15 protein-coding genes are annotated in these 16,650 nt (G+C 70.0%); 3 read left to right on the forward strand and 12 right to left on the reverse strand.

Annotated elements, in window-relative coordinates; genetic code table 11:
* Positions 1-73: 73 nt before the first annotated feature.
* From HDC36_RS16290 to HDC36_RS16325, 8 genes are all read right to left on the reverse strand, one after another.
* Positions 74-994 (reverse strand): acyltransferase domain-containing protein, encoded by a 921-nt coding sequence (locus HDC36_RS16290; protein WP_179569297.1) that lies wholly within the window; start codon positions 992-994, stop codon positions 74-76.
* Entirely contained in the window at positions 991-1,803 is an 813-nt protein-coding gene (mdcB, locus tag HDC36_RS16295; RefSeq protein WP_179569299.1) for a triphosphoribosyl-dephospho-CoA synthase MdcB, read from the reverse strand. The genes HDC36_RS16290 and mdcB overlap by 4 nt, the downstream gene beginning before the upstream one ends.
* Before the next feature lie 743 nt (positions 1,804-2,546).
* Complete coding sequence (gene mdcG / locus HDC36_RS16300) at positions 2,547-3,200, reverse strand: malonate decarboxylase holo-[acyl-carrier-protein] synthase (RefSeq protein WP_179569301.1); 654 nt, start codon at positions 3,198-3,200, stop codon at positions 2,547-2,549.
* Complete coding sequence (gene mdcE, locus HDC36_RS16305) at positions 3,193-3,897, reverse strand: biotin-independent malonate decarboxylase subunit gamma (protein WP_179569303.1); 705 nt, start codon at positions 3,895-3,897, stop codon at positions 3,193-3,195. The genes mdcG and mdcE overlap by 8 nt, the downstream gene beginning before the upstream one ends.
* Positions 3,897-4,808 carry a biotin-independent malonate decarboxylase subunit beta gene (locus HDC36_RS16310; RefSeq protein WP_179569305.1) on the reverse strand — a complete coding sequence of 304 codons (912 nt, stop codon included), beginning with the start codon at positions 4,806-4,808 and terminating at the stop codon, positions 3,897-3,899. The genes mdcE and HDC36_RS16310 overlap by 1 nt, the downstream gene beginning before the upstream one ends.
* A 592-nt stretch (positions 4,809-5,400) precedes the next feature.
* The gene (gene mdcC, locus HDC36_RS16315; RefSeq protein ID WP_058359982.1) at positions 5,401-5,715 is read right to left on the reverse strand and encodes a malonate decarboxylase acyl carrier protein; all 315 of its coding nucleotides are present in this window, start codon (positions 5,713-5,715) and stop codon (positions 5,401-5,403) included.
* Positions 5,716-5,724: 9 nt separating this feature from the next.
* On the reverse strand, positions 5,725-7,368 hold the full coding sequence (mdcA, locus tag HDC36_RS16320; RefSeq protein WP_179569307.1) for a malonate decarboxylase subunit alpha: 1,644 nt from the start codon (positions 7,366-7,368) through the stop codon (positions 5,725-5,727).
* A 479-nt stretch (positions 7,369-7,847) separates the two neighbouring features.
* Positions 7,848-8,444, reverse strand: a complete 597-nt coding sequence (locus tag HDC36_RS16325; RefSeq protein ID WP_179569309.1) for a TetR/AcrR family transcriptional regulator — start codon at positions 8,442-8,444, stop codon at positions 7,848-7,850.
* A gap of 108 nt (positions 8,445-8,552) precedes the next feature.
* Here HDC36_RS16325 and HDC36_RS16330 point away from each other — a divergent pair, with 108 nt between their 5' ends.
* Positions 8,553-9,581: an aldehyde reductase gene (locus HDC36_RS16330; RefSeq protein WP_179569311.1), complete on the forward strand. Its 1,029-nt coding sequence runs from the start codon at positions 8,553-8,555 to the stop codon at positions 9,579-9,581.
* 356 nt (positions 9,582-9,937) lie between these two features.
* Here the strand turns inward: HDC36_RS16330 and HDC36_RS16335 are convergent, their stop codons facing one another.
* A complete protein-coding gene (locus HDC36_RS16335; RefSeq protein WP_053834697.1) occupies positions 9,938-10,693 on the reverse strand; it encodes an IclR family transcriptional regulator in 756 nt (251 codons plus the stop codon).
* A gap of 303 nt (positions 10,694-10,996) precedes the next feature.
* Between HDC36_RS16335 and fucP the strand changes: the two genes are divergently transcribed.
* Together fucP and HDC36_RS16345 are read left to right on the forward strand one after the other, a co-directional pair.
* The gene (gene fucP, locus HDC36_RS16340; protein ID WP_179569481.1) at positions 10,997-12,310 is read left to right on the forward strand and encodes an L-fucose:H+ symporter permease; all 1,314 of its coding nucleotides are present in this window, start codon (positions 10,997-10,999) and stop codon (positions 12,308-12,310) included.
* Position 12,311: 1 nt separating this feature from the next.
* On the forward strand, positions 12,312-12,689 hold the full coding sequence (locus tag HDC36_RS16345; protein WP_179569313.1) for an L-rhamnose mutarotase: 378 nt from the start codon (positions 12,312-12,314) through the stop codon (positions 12,687-12,689).
* Between the two features lie 692 nt (positions 12,690-13,381).
* Here HDC36_RS16345 and HDC36_RS16350 read toward each other — a convergent pair.
* The 3 genes from HDC36_RS16350 to HDC36_RS16360 all read right to left on the reverse strand — a co-directional run bounded on the left by HDC36_RS16350 (position 13,382) and on the right by HDC36_RS16360 (position 16,606).
* Positions 13,382-14,701 carry an L-fuconate dehydratase gene (locus HDC36_RS16350; RefSeq protein WP_179569315.1) on the reverse strand — a complete coding sequence of 440 codons (1,320 nt, stop codon included), beginning with the start codon at positions 14,699-14,701 and terminating at the stop codon, positions 13,382-13,384.
* Between the two features lie 266 nt (positions 14,702-14,967).
* Complete coding sequence (locus tag HDC36_RS16355) at positions 14,968-15,825, reverse strand: fumarylacetoacetate hydrolase family protein (RefSeq protein WP_179569317.1); 858 nt, start codon at positions 15,823-15,825, stop codon at positions 14,968-14,970.
* A 34-nt stretch (positions 15,826-15,859) separates the two neighbouring features.
* Positions 15,860-16,606, reverse strand: coding sequence for an SDR family oxidoreductase (locus HDC36_RS16360; protein WP_179569319.1), 747 nt, complete (start codon positions 16,604-16,606; stop codon positions 15,860-15,862).
* Positions 16,607-16,650: the final 44 nt, after the last annotated feature.

Raw genomic sequence — 16,650 nt, forward strand, 5'->3', positions numbered from 1 at the left:
CGTTCGCCAACTGCCTACCGCCGTGGCGGCGCGACGGCTCCCATCGCCGCCCCCTCCCGCCGCCACGGTTGCATCACTGCATGCGTTGCTCCGCCTGCCGCACCCAGGCCGCCGCCGCGGCCAGGCTGCCGAACTCTTCCACCGAGCGCGCCTGGCACTCCGGCAGCAACTCGCGTGCGATGCGCGCCAGCGCACCGCCCGGTCCCAGTTCCAGGAAGACGCGCGCGCCGCGTTCGGCGGCCTGGCGCAGCGTTCCGGCCCAATCCAGCGTCGTCGCCAGCTGCGCCGACAAGGCGCCGATGGCGTCGTCGCGGTCGCCGATGCGGTGTCCGTCGATGCCGGCCAGCACCGCGGCGCGCGGCGCCGCCAGCGGCGCGGCGCGCAGATCGGCGGCGAAGGCCTGCGCCGCGCTCGCCAGCAACGGCGTGTGCGCAGCCACCGCCACCGGCAGGCGGGTGACCCGTGCGCGCTGCGCACGCGCCTGCCGCTCGCCGTGCGCCAGCGCATCGGCATGGCCGCCGAGAATCAGGTGATCGTCGCCGTTGACGATGGCGATATGCAGCCCGGTCTGCGCGCACAGCGTCTCGGCCGCGTCGCGCAGCAGACCCTGCACCGCGATCAGGCCGTCGCCATTGCGGCTGGCCGCATCCATGCGCTGCGCGCGCCGCACCGCCAGCGCCAGGCAGGCGGACGCGTCCATGCCGCCGGCCAAGGCATGCGCGGCCAGCTCGCCGATGCTGTAGCCGAGCAGCAACGCCGGCGTCGACAGTTGCGGCAGCAGCGCCGCGGCATTGGCCAGCACCGCAGCGCACACCAGCGGCTGCGCGATCGCATTGTCGTAGCGCGCGTCGTCGCCGGCCAGCGCGCGCGGATCGGCGCCGAGCACCTGCGCCGCCGCGGCCAGCACCGCCTCGGCTGCAGGTTCGCCGACGACGTAGTCGAACATCGCCGGATGTTGCGCGCCCTGTCCCGGGCATAGCAGCGCCAGGCTCATACGCCCTCCTGGCGCTGCAGGAAGCAGGCGCAGGCGAGCAGGTCGGCGCTGCCGCCCGGGCTGAGCCGGCGCGCGACGAAGGCCTCGCCGATGCGCGACAGCTGCTGCCGCCAATCCGGCTGCGCCGCGCCGCCAGCCTCGAGGAACGCACGCGCGCGGCGTTGCGCGAAGCGAAGCCCGTCGCGGCCGCCGCGATGCAGCAGATTCAGATCGTCGGTCTGCGCGATCAGCTGCAGCAGGGTCTGCGCCAGCGCTGCATCCTGCGCCAGGCCTGCGCGCAACGCCGCGCGCAGGCTCGGCAGCGCCACCTGGCGCAGCAGCGGGAACCCGGCCGCCGCCTGTTCGCGCACGCCGGCCACGCCATGCAGGCGGCGCATGCGCTGGCCGTGGCTGTGCGGGTCCAGCGGCGCGTCCAACAGCGCATCGCGCCAGACGCCGACTGCGTTGCAGACCGCCACGCCATCCGGCATCGCCTGATTCCGGCTGCGCAGCCGCGCCGCCGCCGCGACCAGCAGGCCCAGGCTGAAGATCGCGCCGCGGTGGGTATTGACCCCGCCCGTGGCGCGCAGCATGGCGCGCTCGGCACCGATGCCGAGTTCGCGCAGCGCGGGGAACGCCGCACCGGCCGCGGCGGCGGCGGCGATCGCGACGAAGTAGCCGCGCAACGCGAACAGGCTGCGCAGGAACGTGGACGCGTCCATGTCGTCGTGGCTGCCGCGATCGAACGGCGTGACCAGGCCGGGCTTCGGCGCGCAGGCCAGCTCGGCATGCAGGCTGGCGACGGCGAGACGGCCGAGGCGGTGCGGCATGGCCGCCGCGTCGGGGAAATTCGCTGTGGTCTTCGCCGCGGCAGAGGCTACTTGCGGAACGCCGGCGAATTGCACTGCAGGAGCGACTTTGGCCACGAGCGCTTTCGACGTTCTAACGACTCCTGCTTCGTTCGTCGCGACTGAAGTCGCTCCCACAAAGGCTGGCGGATAGCTGGCTACCCGCACTTTGGCAGGGACGTCAGTCGCGGCAGCTTCCGAAGCCGGAAGCTCCGACGCTGCGTTCGTCGCGGCTGAAGCCACTCCTACAGGGACGCGCGGGTGGCTGGCTACCTGCGCTGTGGGAGGGACTTCAGTCCCGGCAGCTTCCGAAGCCGGAAGCTCCGACGCTGCGTTCGTCGCGGCTGAAGCCGCTCCTACAGGGACGCGCGGGTGGCTGGCTACCTGCACTGCGGGAGGGACTTCAGTCCCGACGGCTTCCGGAGCCGGAAGCTCCGACGCTGCGTTCGTCGCGGCTGAAGCCGCTCCTACAGGGGCTCGCGGGTGGCTGGCTACCTGCGCTGTGGAAGGGACTTCAGTCCCGGCAGCTTCCGAAGCCGGAAGCTCCGACGCTGCGTTCGTCGCGGCTGAAGCCGCTACTACAGGGACGCGCGGGTGGCTGGCTATCTGCGCTGTGGGAGGGACTTCAGTCCCGACGGCTTCTTCCGCCGACACATCCGCACTTGCGGGCGCTGCCGACGCCGGGAAACAACCGTATGCCGCGCCGCGCTCAGCCTGCAGATCCATCACGCCCCCCATGCCCGCAACAGCTCGGCGCGCGGCTGCAGCCGGCAGTCGCGCAGCGCCTTGACCAGCAGTTGCGCGCTGTCGCCGGCCAGCTCGCGCCAGCTCACCGCGTTGCCGTCGGGCAGCAGCACTTCGCCATCCACGCGATGCCCGTGGCGCTGTTCCCAGCGCGCCAGGTCGGCGAGCAGCGCTGTGGCCTGCGCCGGCGACGGCACCGGCCACAGCAGATCGATGTCCGAACCGGCCTGCACGTAGGGCAAGCCGGTCAGCGCCTGCCAGGCGAAGGCGCCGAATACGCGCGGGACCAGGCCATGCGTGGCGGCCAGCGCCTGCAACTCGCGCAGCGGCACCTGCCACGCCGGTACTGCCGGCCGCTGCGCGCAGACTTCGTCCAGCGTCAGCGGCGCGCGCTGCCGCACCACCGCATCGCGCTCGGCCGACAGCGACAGGCGCTGCTTGCCTTCGGCCGGCGGCAACGGCACGCCCAGGCGCAGCAGTTGCGCGTCGTCGCTGCGATCGCCGCGCGCGACGATCGCCGGATGGCCGGCCGCGAACCAGTCGCGCAGGCGCGCCTGCGCGCCCGGCGTGCGTGCCTGCCATGGCGCATCGGCCGCCAGCCAGACTAGGTCGTGCCGGGCGAGCGGCTCATGCATGGCCGGCGGCGACCTCCGCGGCGATCGGCGCAGCGAGCAGGCGGCCATTGCGTTCGGCGCCGCGTTGCGCGCGGACATCGCCGTGCAGCGGCGCCTGCAGCGCGGCGACCAGCGCCTGCGCCAGATCGCCCTGCCACAGCGCTTCCACCGCCCCCATCGCCACGTAGTTCTCCACGCCCGGCGCGAACACCGGCGAACTCTTGCTCAAGGCTTGCAGCTTCTCCAACGGCTGCTTGGTGACCCGCGCCATCGCGCGCAGGTCCATCACCCGCACCTGCGCCTCGGGCAGCGCGTAGATCGCGTCGGCCATCAGCCCGAAGGCGAGGAAGCCGCCGCTGACCGATTCGCCGTAGACCAGCGTCAGCAGCCGCGCGCCGCGCCGCCGCGCCAGGTCCAGGCATTGCGCCAGATGGCCGAAATAGCCGTTGATGCCGAGCAGTTCGTCCTTGCGCGACGGCCGCTGGCCGGCGGTATCGACCAGCATCACGATCGGCCGCTGCGGGTGCGTGCGGGTGCTGTCCAGCACCGCGGCGGCCAGCGCCAGCGCGTGCTCCACGCCCACTTCCAGCTTGTCGGCGCTGCCGATCACGGTGACATCGCCGAGCGCGGTGCTGGCGCTGCCGCCGATCACGCCATCGCGCACCTCGACCCGGTGGCCGAGCGGGAACAACGCTTCCAGCAAAGGCATCAGTTCCATCACGGGCTCCGGTCGGCGACGGCGGCAAGGAAGGCGGCGGTGTCCAGCAGCGGCAGCGCTTCCGGATCGGCGATGCCCTGGCGGCGCCAGATGTCGATGCCGTCGCGGCAGTCGCCATAGGCGTCCAGGCGCTGGCGCAGCGCGGCGTGTTCTGCGGCGATGCGCGACAGGCCGTCGTCGTCTTCGGCCGGCGGCGGCGCCAGCGCGGCGATCGCCGCGGCGCGGAAATCCTCGATGGCATCGGCGACCAAGGCCTGCGCCTCGCCGAGCAGATAGCGGTGCTTGCCGCCGGTCACGCGCCACACCAGGGCGCGATCGCGCGAATCGAATTCCTCCACGCCGCGCACGGTCTCGATCACTTCCGGACCGGAAAGGCCCAACCGCCCCTCCTCGGACATGACGATGCGCGAGCAGCAGCGGCTGACGATGCCCATGCCGCCGAAGCAGCCATTGCCGCTGCCGATCAGCGCCAGCACCGGCACGCCGGCGGCGCGCGCGTCCAGGGTGGCGCGCATGATTTCGGAGATCGCGATCAGTCCGGCGTTGGCTTCGTGCAGGCGCACGCCGCCGGTGTCGGGCAGCAGCAGCACCGCCGACGGCTTGGTCGCCGCGGCGCGCTGCAGCAGCCCGGTGAGTTTGGCGCCGTGCACCTCGCCGACCGCGCCGCCCATGAACTGGCCTTGCTGCGCGGCGATCAGCACCGTGCGCCCGTCGAGCCGGCCCTCGCCGACGACGATGCCGTCGTCGAACGCACCGGGCTGGTCCAGCTGCGCCAGGTGCGGACTCATCGCGCGCTGGCGCGGGCCGACGAACTCGCGGAACGCGCCAGGATCGAGCAGGCCGGCGATGCGCTCGCGCGCGTCGGCTTCGTAGAAACTGCGCGGGCGGCGGTTGTTCGGGATCGCGCTCATGCGCAGCTCCGGTGTGGGTGGCTTACTCGCCGGATGGACAATGCGGGACGCTCGTTCATTGCAGCAGGCGCCTGGATCGCGGCCGGCGCCATCCAGGCGCTGCTGGAGGATCGCGTCGGGGCTGAAGCCCCTCCCACAACAGGGCTCCCCGCAGGCACGGCATCCCTTGTAGGAGCGGCTTCAGCCGCGACGAGCGGAGTCGAAATGTCCCAGGCTCCGGACACAGTCGGAACTGAAGCCCCTCCTACGGGAAGAAACCGAGCGACATCACTTGTGGGAGCGACTTCAGTCGCGACGAACGAAGCCCGAACCGCGACTGTCGCGGATGCCTTCGGCACCGAAGCTCCCCATGCAAGCACAGCGCTCCCTGTAGGAGCGGCTTCAGCCGCGACGAACGGAGTCGAAATGTCCCAGGCTCCGGACACAGTCGGCACTGAAGACCCTCCTACAGGAAGAAACCGAGCGACATCACCTGTGGGAGCGACTTCAGTCGCGACGAACGGAGCCGAACTATCGTCGGCTCCGGACACTGTCGCGGCTGAAGCCGCGCCTACACAGAGCGTGGCGATTGCGGATGTCCGGATCGAACGCATCACGCCTCCTCCTGCAAGGCTTCCACCGCCTGGTCCAGGCGCAGCCCGACCACCGCCGGCGTGGCGCCGACATCGTTGATCGAAATGCGCACGTCACGCAGCGGATGGCGCGCGGCGAAGTCGTCCAGCACCGCCTGCCAGATCGTGCCGAAGCCGTCGGCGGCGGTGACGATCTCGATCTGCATCGCGCCGCCCAGGTCCTGCGGCTCGATCAGCACTTCCAGATTGCCGGAAGACACCACGCCGACCAGCACGTGGTCGCGCCGGCCGTTCGGCGCCAGGCGCCCGTCGTAGCGATAGCGAAGGGTTTCCATCGACATCCCTTACCAGTTGCGGAAACGTTGCGGCGGCGCGTACAGGCCGCCGGACCAGCGCACCAGGTCCTTGACGCTGCGCGCGGCCAGCAGGTCGCGGCTGGCGTCGCGCAGGCGGATGCCCAGGTCCTCGGGGCGGCGGATCACGCCGCGGTCGCGCAGGTTCTCGACCATGCGCCTGTCGCGGCCCAGGCCCACCGCGGTGTAGCCGGCCACGCCGCGGATCGCCTGTTCGCGCTCCTCCGGCGTGCGGCACAGCAGCAGGTTGGCGATGCCCTCTTCGGTCAGCACGTGGCTGACGTCGTCGCCGTAGATCATCACCGGCGGCAGCGGCATGTTCGCGCGCTCGGCCAGCTCCCACGCGTCGAGCCGGTCGACGAAGGCCGGCGCCATGTGCTCGCGGAACGTTTCCACCATCTGCACCACCAGCTTGCGCCCGCGCGGCATCTCGCCCGGGCGCGCAGCCTCGCGCCCGGCCTTGAGCCAGGCGTTGCTGCCGTGGCGGCGGCCGCGCGCGTCCGAGCCCATGTTCGGCGCGCCGCCGAAACCGGCGATGCGGTCGCGGGTGGCGGTGGAGCTGTTGCCCTGCAGATCGATCTGCAGCGTGGAGCCGATGAACATGTCGCAGGCGTACAGGCCGGCGGTCTGCGAGAACGCGCGGTTGGAACGCATCGACCCGTCGGGGCCGGCGAAGAACACGTCGGCGCGCGCGGCGATGTACTTCTCCATGCCCAGTTCCGAGCCGAACGAGTGCACCGATTTGACGAAGCCCGACTCGATCGCCGGGATCAGCGCCGGATGCGGATTCAGCGCCCAATGCCGGCAGATCTTGCCGCGCAGGCCGAGCGACTCGGCGTAGGTCGGCAGCAGCAGCTCGATCGCCGCGGTGTCGAAGCCGATGCCGTGGTTGAGCCGGTCCACGCCGTACTCGGCGTAGATGCCCTTGATCGCCATCATCGCCATCAGCACCTGGATCTCGGAGATCTGCGCCGGGTCGCGGGTGAACAGCGGTTCGATGTAGTGCGGGCGCGGCGCCTGCACCACGTAGCCGATCCAGTCGGCGGGGATGTCCACGCGCGGCAGCGTGTCCACGATCTCGTTGACCTGGGCGATGACGATGCCGCCCTTGAACGCGGTGGCCTCGGCGATCACCGGCGTGTCCTCGGTGTTCGGCCCGGTGTAGAGATTGCCGTGGCGGTCGGCGGCCTGCGCGGCGACCAGCGCTACGCGCGGAGTCAGATCGACGAAGTAGCGTCCGAACAGTTCCAGGTAGGTGTGGATCGCGCCGATCTCGATGCGCTTGTCGGCGACCAGCCGCGCCAGGCGCAGCGCCTGCGGCCCGGAGAAGGAGAAATCCAGGCGCTGCGCGATGCCGCGTTCGAACACGTCCAGGTGCGAGGGCAGCGCCAGCACCGACTGCAGCAGGTGCAACCCGTGCACTCGCGCCGGATCGACTTCGGTCAGGCACTGCGAGAGGAAATCGGCCTGTTTCTGGTTGTTGCCTTCCACGCACACGCGGTCGCCCGGCTCGATCACCGCCTCCAGCAACGCCACGGCGTCCTTGGCCTCCACCAGGCGCCCGCGCGCCAGCCCTTCGGCGCGCTGCAGGCGTTGCCGGCGATTGTCGGCGAGCGTGTTCCAGTCCTGAGGCATAAGGCTTTCCGTCGGCGAATGGAGGGTGGCCCGCGCAGGCTGGCGGGTCGGCCAAAATTGTAATTACGATATAATTATGAAACCGTGACCAATGCACGCTGCGGTGCAGCAGCCCCGCTGTGCAGAGGGCGCAGGCGACTTCCGGCGGTGGGTTCTGCATCGTCGGAATGCGGCGGTGAGCGGTCCGATCCCCTGTCCGCCGAAGATCGGCCAACTCCGGTCAGGGCTTCAAGCCCCGGGCGATGGGTGGAACGCGCGACGGTCTCTCAAGCTCCGGCGCCAGCCGCGCACGGGGCAATGGCGCCATTGCAAAGGCGGCTGCCTGACGCACCGGGCTGGCCTGGCTACCCGCGCTGGGAGATCGACGCCTTCCGGCTGCCGCCGACAGATCCCTCCTCCTGCGCCTGGTCTGCAGCACGGCTGCCCGCGGGTCTTCGTCGCTCCGTCGCATCCGCGGTCGGAAGCGGACAACGTGCCGACTACGCCGGGCGAATCAGCCGATCGAACACCTGGCCAAGAAGCTGCGCAAGCTCGGCCTCATCGGCATCGGCCAGCGCCGGCAAGGCGATCATCTGGCGCATGACCTGGAAGCCCGAGATCATGGCCAGGATCAGCGCCGCACGCTCGGCGGAAAGGCGGCCGTCCAGGGCGGCGGCGACCGTCTTCAGATGGTGGGCGGCGATCTTGTCGCGGCCGATCTGCGCGGCCAGCGGGCTGGATGCGGAATGGAACGTGATGAGGAAGCCGTCCAGCGGCGTAGCGTCGGCGCGCGTCATCCTGACAAGCGCTTCAGCCAGCGCCCGGCCCGGATTCGGACGATCCATGATGCCGCCTGCGATCAGGCTGCCCTGGGTCATGGTCGCTTCGACCACTTCCGCGAACAGCTGCTCCTTCGAGCCGAAGTAGCGGTTCACCATCATCGCCGTCACCCCCGCACCCGCCGCGATCTCGCGCACTCCCGCACCGTCGTAGCCGGACTGGGCGAACGCCCGGCGGGCGGAGGCGAGGATCGCCTCGCGCGTGGCTTCGGCGTCACGCGCGCGGAGCTTGGGAGGGGAACTGGCCGCTTTCTTCATGCCCAGAGTATACACGCGTAGACAAGCGCATTCGCCGCAGGTATACATGTGTAGACATGGCAGCTTCGAGCGCCGGATACCCCGCGCGGCGGCATGGAGGAATGAGACATGAGCACGACAGTCCTGGTCACCGGAGGTACCGGTTTCATCGCGCAGCACTGCATCCTGGCGCTGCTCGATGCGGGTTATCGGGTCCGCGCCACCGTCCGCACATTGGCGCGCGAGGCGGAAGTGCGGCGGCAGCTGCGGGCAGGCGGCGCCGAGCCTGGCGAGCGCCTGTCCCTGGTCCAGGCCGAGCTGGACCGGGACGAGGGCTGGGCGGAGGCGGCGGCGGGATGCGCCTACGTCCTGCATGGCGCCTCGCCGACGCCGACCGGCCAGCAAACGTCCGAGGACGACTGGGTCAGGCCCGCCGTGGACGGGAACCTGCGCGTGCTGCGCGCCGCGCGCGCGGCCGGCGTCGCCCGCGTCGTGCTGACATCCGCCTTCGGCGCGATCTGCGCGGGGCATGGAACGCGGGACCGGCCGTTCGACGAGACCGACTGGAGCGACCTGTCCGGCGATGTCTGGCTCTACCAGAAATCGAAGACGCTCTCCGAGCGCGCCGCGTGGGACTTCATCGCACGCGAAGGCGACGGCCTGGAGCTGTCCGTGGTCAACCCGACCGCGGTGCTGGGTCCGGTACTAGGCGCGGATTATTCGCACTCGATCCGCCTGATCAAGCGCCTGCTGGAAGGCCAGCCTGGCTGCCCGAAGATCAACTGCGGCATCGTCGACGTGCGCGATGTCGCGGACCTGCACCTGCGGGCGATGACCAATCCGGCCGCCAACGGCGAGCGTTTCATCGCGATCGCCGGCGACAGCCTGTGGCTGGGCGAGGTGGCCAAGGTGTTGAAGCAACGCATGGGAGCCGCGGCGCGCAAGGTCAACACGCGGGTGATCCCCAACTGGGTGGTGCGCCTGGGAGCGCTGAAGGATCCAGCCATGCGCGGCTCGGTGCCCTTGCTGGGGCGGAACATGAACGCCACCAGCGAGAAGGCGAGGCGGTTGCTGGGCTGGACGCCGCGCTCCCGGGAGGACGCCATCGTCGCAACCGCCGAAAGCCTGATCAGGCTGGGGCTGGTGCAGACGGCATGACGGCGCGGCCGAGCCTGGCCGATGCCGCGGGCGCGGCCCGCCATGCCCGCGCCATCACGGGAGGGCCCGGCGCCTGCCAGGACTGAGGTCCTGAACCGGCGGCCGGCGGCGGCGGCCAAGCGCTGCCGATGCGCCGGACCGACAGCTCCGCCGAGCGTTCCGCCTGGCGCTCGCGACGACGCTGCCGCCATGCGAGCAGAACCACCAACGCGACGTTGGCGACGGAGACAGCGAAGCCGACGCTGCCTCGCCCTGCATTCAAGCGCGCCCCTCCCCCGATGGTGGCGCGGCCGCCGTGCGGCCGCGTGCGCCACGGCCGGCACGACGGCGGCCCATGCTGCGCAGCGTACGTCCGGCTACACGCCCAACGCCGCACTGATCTCCGCCGCCGCCGCGCACACCGCCTGCATCGCCGCCTGCGCATCGATTTCCTGCGGGCGGCGTTCGATGAACGGCACGGTCAGCGTGTAGATGGCGCTGCCGTGCTGCAGGATCGGCGCGGTCAGGTCGATCACGCCGACCACCGCTTCGCTGGGGTGGATGCTGTAGCCCAGCGCGCGCACCTGCGCGGCGGCGGCGAGGAACGCGGCGCGGTCGTAGGCCACGTCGCCGGCGTCCAGGCGCTGCAGCAACCGCGCCTGCGCGTCTTCGTGCTGGAACGCGAACAGCACCAGGCCGGAAGTGGAATGCGCGAGTGGGCGGCGGTGGCCGGGGCGCACCACCAGGCCCAGGTCGCTGGGCACGTCCATCTGCGCGATGACCACGATCTGGTCGTCCGACGGCGCCACCAGGTGACAGGGCTGGCGGATCGCATCGGCCAGCCGGCGCATCACCGGCAGCGCCGCCTCGGTGACGTTCTGCACCTGCGGCTGCTGCATGCCGAGCATGAACAGGCGGTTGGTCAGCACATAGCCGCCCTCGCCCGGCCCCTTGGTCAGGTAGCCGCGCTCTTCCAGCACCTGCAGCATGCGGAAGATCTCGCCGCGCGAACGGCCGATGCCCTGCGAGATCTCGCTCATCGTCATCGGCCGCGCGTCGCGCGCCAGCAGTTCCAGGATATCCAGGCCCTTGTCCAGGGCGGGAGCACGGTACTTGGGCGGGGGCGTGGTCATTCCGTCGAGGCCAAGCGGGGGGTGGAAGGGCGCTAGGGTACAGGGAATGTCCGCGGACAGAAGCGCGGCGAAACCGGCCCGCGCCTGGCGCGCGGATGTCCGCATGGCCTGCCAGGTCCGACGCGTGCACGCCTGCGCCGACGCCTGCGAAGACCGCCCGCGTCAGTGTTCGGACACGACGCACGCCATGGCGCGCCATGCAAATATAAACACGTATTTTATATTTGCATGGCGACAGCGACCGCAGTACGCTCCGGCGACAACTTCAACGCGACGCGGCACATCCTGGGAGGGGTAGGCGGCATGCACTACAGCAGCGACACCGCATCAGCGGCGCCCGGCAGCCTGGCGCGTACCGCCATCGTGCCCCTGGTCCTGATCGTCAGCCTGTTCTTTCTCTGGGGCATGGCGAACAACCTCAACGACATCCTGATCAAGCAGTTCAAGAAGGCCTTCGAGCTGTCCGACCTGCAGGCCGGGCTGGTGCAGAGCGCGTTCTACCTGGGCTACTTCGTGTTCGCGATCCCGGCGGCGATGTTCATGCGCCGCTTCAGCTACAAGGCGGCGGTGGTGCTCGGCCTGCTGCTGTACGCGACCGGCGCGTTCCTGTTCTACCCGGCCGCGCAGGAGCACACCTACGGGTTGTTCCTGCTGGCGCTGTTCGTGATCGCCAGCGGCCTGGCGTTCCTGGAAACCACCGCCAATCCGCTGGTCACCGTGCTCGGCCCGGCCGAAGGCGCGGCGCGGCGGCTGAACCTGGCGCAGGCGTTCAATCCGCTCGGTTCGATCACCGGCGTGCTGATCGGCCAGCACTTCATCCTGTCCGGCGTGGAGCACACGCCGCAGGAACTGGCGGCGATGGCGCCGGCCGCGCGCGCGAGCTTCTTCGCCGCCGAATCGGCGGCGGTGCAGACCCCGTACCTGATCATCGGCGCGGTGGTGGTGCTGTGGGCGCTGCTGATCGGGCTGACCCGCTTCCCGGTCACCCGCGACAGCGGCGCCGCGGCCAGCGGCGGCAAGGCCTATTTCGGTCCGCTGCTGCGCAACCGCCGCTTCGTGTTCGCGGTGGTCGCGCAGTTCTTCTACGTCGGCGCGCAGGTCGGCATCTGGAGCTACCTGATCCGCTACCTGCAGGACGCGGTGCCGGGCACCCCGGAAAAGACCGCCGCCAGCTTCCTGACCGTGTCGCTGGTGCTGTTCATGGCCGGCCGCTTCATCGGCACCTTCCTGCTGCGCTACGTGGCGCCGGCGGTGCTGCTGGGCGCGTTCGCGCTGCTCAACCTGCTGCTGTGCGGGGTGGCGATCGCGTTGCCGGGCTGGACCGGGCTGTATGCGCTGGTGGCCAGCAGCGCGTTCATGTCGGTGATGTTCCCGACCATCTTCGCGCTGGGCCTGGACGGCTTGAACGACGACGCACGCAAGCTCGGCTCGTCGCTGATCGTGATGTCGATCATCGGCGGCGCCGCACTGACCGCGCTGATGGGCGCGCTGTCCGACCGCGCCGGCATCCATTGGGCGATGACCGTGCCGGCGCTGTGCTTCGCGGTGATCCTGGTGTTCGCGTCCTATGCGCGCGACCGCGCGGCCGCGGCGCGCGCCACCGTCGCGGGAGCCTGAGATGCCGCGTCACTGCTATCTGCTCGACCTGCACGACGACCCGGCGCTGATCGCCGAATACGAACGCTGGCATCGCCCCGACACGGTGTGGCCGGAGATCGTCGCCTCGTTGCGCGCCGCCGGCATCCGCGAGCTGGACATCCACCGCTGCGGCGACCGCCTGGTGATGCTGATGGAAGTGGATGAGGACTATTCGCCCGCGGCCAAGGCCGCGGCCGATGCGGCCGATCCGCGCGTGCAGGCGTGGGAGGAGTTGATGTGGCGCTTCCAGAAGCCGCTGCCGGGTTCGGCACCAGGTGAGAAATGGCGCGAAGCGCTGCAGATCTTTTCGCTGCAGGCGGCGGTAGCGGCGCAGGCGCGGAGGCAGGAGCGCGACTGAGGCAAGCGGTTCCCCGCGCTGCCGAAACCACCCTGTAGGAGCGGCTTCAGCCGCGACAGATCGATCGGTAAAGCGCGTCGCGGCTGAAGCCGCTCCTACAGGGGTGTGTGCACTGCAGGCAATGGCACTGCGAAAGCACTTCGGTCCCGCTAGCTTGCGAAGCCGTCAGGGCCACCGCTTCGTTCGTCGCGACTGAAGTCGCTCCCACAGGAACTTGCGGTGAGCCAGCTGGGTGCACTGTGGGAGGGACTTAAGTCCCGACGGCGTCCGAAGCCGTCGAGTCCGCCGCTTCGTTTGTCGCGGCTGAAGCCGCTCCTACAGGAAGCTGCGGCGAGTCGGCTGGATGCACTGTGGGAGGGACTTCAGTCCCGACGGCGTCCGGAGCCGTCGGGTCCGCCGCTTCGTTTGTCGCGGCTGAAGCCGCTCCTACAGGAAGCTGCGGCGAGCCGGCTGGGTGCATTGTGGGAGGGACTTCAGTCCCGACGGCTTCCGGAGCCGTCGAGTCCGCCACTTCGCTCGTCGCGGCTGAAGCCGCTCCTACAGGAAGCTGCGGCGAGCCGGCTGGGTGCACTGTGGGAAGGACTTCAGTTCCGACGGCGTCCGAAGCCGTCGAGTCCGCCGCTTCGTTTGTCGCGGCTGAAGCCGCTCCTACAGGGGGCGCGCGCGGTCCTGGGCCGCGCGCGCTTGCCGCGTTATGCCTGCTGCGCCGCCAGGTCCGCGCTCCAGAACGGGCCGTCCGGGTACAGGTACTGGGTGACCGACTGCGCGTGCATCTCGGCCGAGAAGCCCGGCAGCGTCGGCGCCAGGTAGCGGCCGTGTGCGATCCGCACCGGATCGACGAAGTGCTGGTGCAGGTGGTCGACGAACTCGATCGCGCGGTCTTCCATCTTGCCGGTGATGGCGACGAAATCGGCCATCGCCAGGTGCTGCACCAGCTCGCACAGGCCGACGCCGCCGGCATGCGGGAACACGCGCACGCCGAACTTCGCCGCCAGCAGCAGGATCGCCAGGTTCTCGTTGACCCCGCCCACGCGCGCGGCGTCGATCTGGATCAGGTCCACCGCGCCGGCCTGGAGCAATTGCTTGAACACCACGCGGTTCTGCGTGTGCTCGCCAGTGGACACCGGCACCGGCGCGATGCCCTGGCGGATCGCGGCATGGCCGAGCACGTCGTCGGGACTGGTCGGCTCCTCGATCCAGGCGATGTCGAATTCCGCCAGCTGGCGCATCCAGGCGATCGCCGGACCCACGTCCCAGCGCTGGTTGGCATCCACCGCCATCGCGATGTCCGGGCCGATCGCTTCGCGCGCCAGGCGGCAACGGCGGATGTCGTCCTGCACGTTGGCGCCGACCTTGAGCTTGATCGTGCGGAAGCCGTCGGCCACCGCTTCCTTGGCCAGGCGCACCAACTTCTCGTCGGAGTAGCCGAGCCAGCCGGGCGAGGTGGTGTAGGCCGGATAGCCCTGCTCAAGCAGCGTCTGCAGGCGTTCGGCGCGCAGCGGCTCGGCCGCGCGCAGCATGGCCAGCGCTTCGTCCGGGGTCAGCGCGTCGGTGAGGTAGCGGAAGTCGATGGTGGCCACCAGCTGTTCCGGCGACAGCTCGGCGATATAGCGCCACAGCGGCTTGCCGGCGCGGCGCGCGGCCATGTCCCAGGCGGCGTTGATGACGCCGCCGATGGCCATGTGCATCACGCCCTTCTCCGGGCCCAGCCAACGCAACTGCGAATCGTCGGTGAGGCTGCGCGCGAAGCCGCCCAGGTCGCCGATGACTTCTTCCACGTCGCGCCCGATCACATGGTGCGACAGCGCCGCGATCGCCGCGCTCTGCACGTCGTTGCCGCGGCCGATGGTGAACACCAGGCCGTAGCCGGCGAGGCCGTCGTCGGCATCGGTGCGCAGGCGCAGGTAGGCGGCCGAGTAGTCCGGATCCGGATTCATCGCATCGGAACCCTCCAGTTCGCGCGAAGTGGGGAAACGCACGTCGAAGGTCTCGAGGGCAACGATTTTGCTCATGGGGATCCTGGTCGGTGAGGCGGTAGAGAAAAAGAAAATGCGATGAAAAAGCCCCTCTCCCCCCGGGAGAGGGGTTGGGGTGAGGGTGCGGGAGTGCACGACTGCCGCCGCCCATCCAGAACACGAACGAAGTAAAAGCACGCAGCTCCGTCCCACACTTGGAGTGTGGTGGCGCGAGCGAAGACCGCATCCGGATGGATGGCGAGGTGGCTTCGCCTCGTACCCTCACCCCAACCCCTCTCCCGGGGGAGAGGGGCTTTACGGCTTTAGCTTGCGTCGCGCGGGTGGGCGACCACGGCCTGGCGCTGCTCGCCCAGGCCCTCGATGCCCAGCGCCATCACGTCGCCCGGCTTCAGGTAGATCGGCGGCTTCTGTCCCAAGCCCACGCCCGGCGGCGTACCGGTGCTGATCACGTCGCCCGGCATCAGCGTCATGTAGCGGCTGATGTGGCTGACCAGCTCGGCCACGCCGAACACCATCGTGCGCGTGTTGCCGTTCTGGTAGCGGTGGCCGTTGACCTCCAGCCACATCGACAGGTTCTGCGGATCCGCCACTTCGTCGCGGGTGACCAGCCACGGGCCGAGCGGGCCGAAGCCGTCGCAGCTCTTGCCCTTGACCCACTGGCCGCCGTGCTCGAGCTGGAACTCGCGCTCGGACAGGTCGTTGATCACCGCGTAACCGGCGACGTGCTTGAGCGCGTCTTCCAACGATACGTCGCGGGCGACGTCGCCGATCACCACGCCCAGTTCCACTTCCCAGTCGCTCTTCTTCGAGCCGCGCGGAATCGTCACGGTGTCGTTGGGGCCGCTGATCGCGGTGGTGGCCTTCATGAACAACACCGGCATCTCCGGTACCGCCATGCCCGACTCGGCAGCGTGGTCGGCGTAGTTCAGGCCGACGCAGATGAACTTGCCGACGCGGCCCACGGCCGGCCCGTAGCGCACTTCGCCTTGCACCTTGGGCAGCGTGGCCGGGTCGAGCGCACGAAGCTTGTCCAGGCCGGCGGCGGTGAGGTGCTCGCCGGCGACGTCGTCGATGATCGCGGACAGGTCGCGCAGGTGACCATCGGCGTCGAGCAGGGCCGGACGTTCGTGGCCGGGTTCGCCATAGCGCAGCAGTTTCATGGGAGATCCTCTCTGAAGGGAAATGGGCGAGCGGTCAGTTCGACCAGCCGCCGTCGATGATGTGGGTCTGCCCGGTGGTGAACGAGGATTCGTCCGAGGCCAGGTACACCACCAGCTGCGCGATCTCGCGCGGATCGCCGAGGCGGCCCATCGGCTGGCGGTCGGTGAAACTCTTCCACACCGCCTGCTCGTCGCCGCCCAGCGCCTTGACGCGCTGGCCCAGCGACGGCGTCTTGATCGTGCCCGGGCAGATCGCGTTGCAACGGATGCCCTTGGCCACGTAATCGGCGGCGATGGCCTTGCTCAGCCCGATCACCGCGGCCTTGGTCACGCCGTAGGCGAAGCGGTTCGGCACGCCCTTGATGCTGGACGCCACCGAGGACATGTTGACGATGCTGCCGCGGCCCTGTTCCAGCATGCCCGGCAACACCGCCTGGCACAGGTAGTACATCGCATCGACGTTGATCGCGAACGAACGCCGCCACGCCGGTTCGTCGCAGTCGAGGATGCTGCCCTGGTGCACGTAGCCGGCGCAGTTGAACAGCACGTCGAACGGCGCGTTCGCCGCGACCAGCGCCTGGATCGCCGCGGCGTCGGTGACGTCCAGCGTCTGCGTGACGATCGCATCGGATTCGGCGGCCAGCGCCTGCAGCGCGGCGGCATCGATGTCGGTGGCCAGCACCTGCGCGCCTGCGCGCGCGCAGGCCAGCGCGCTCTCGCGGCCGATGCCGGCGCCGGCGGCGGTGATCAGGCAGCGCTTGCCTTGCAGGCGGCCGCTCATGCGCGGCTCCGGGGAAGGAATGCGGACGTGGTCATGGTGGGCAC

The sequence above is a fragment of the Xanthomonas sp. JAI131 genome (genome assembly GCF_013410075.1).
GTDB lineage: Bacteria > Pseudomonadota > Gammaproteobacteria > Xanthomonadales > Xanthomonadaceae > Xanthomonas_A > Xanthomonas_A bonasiae.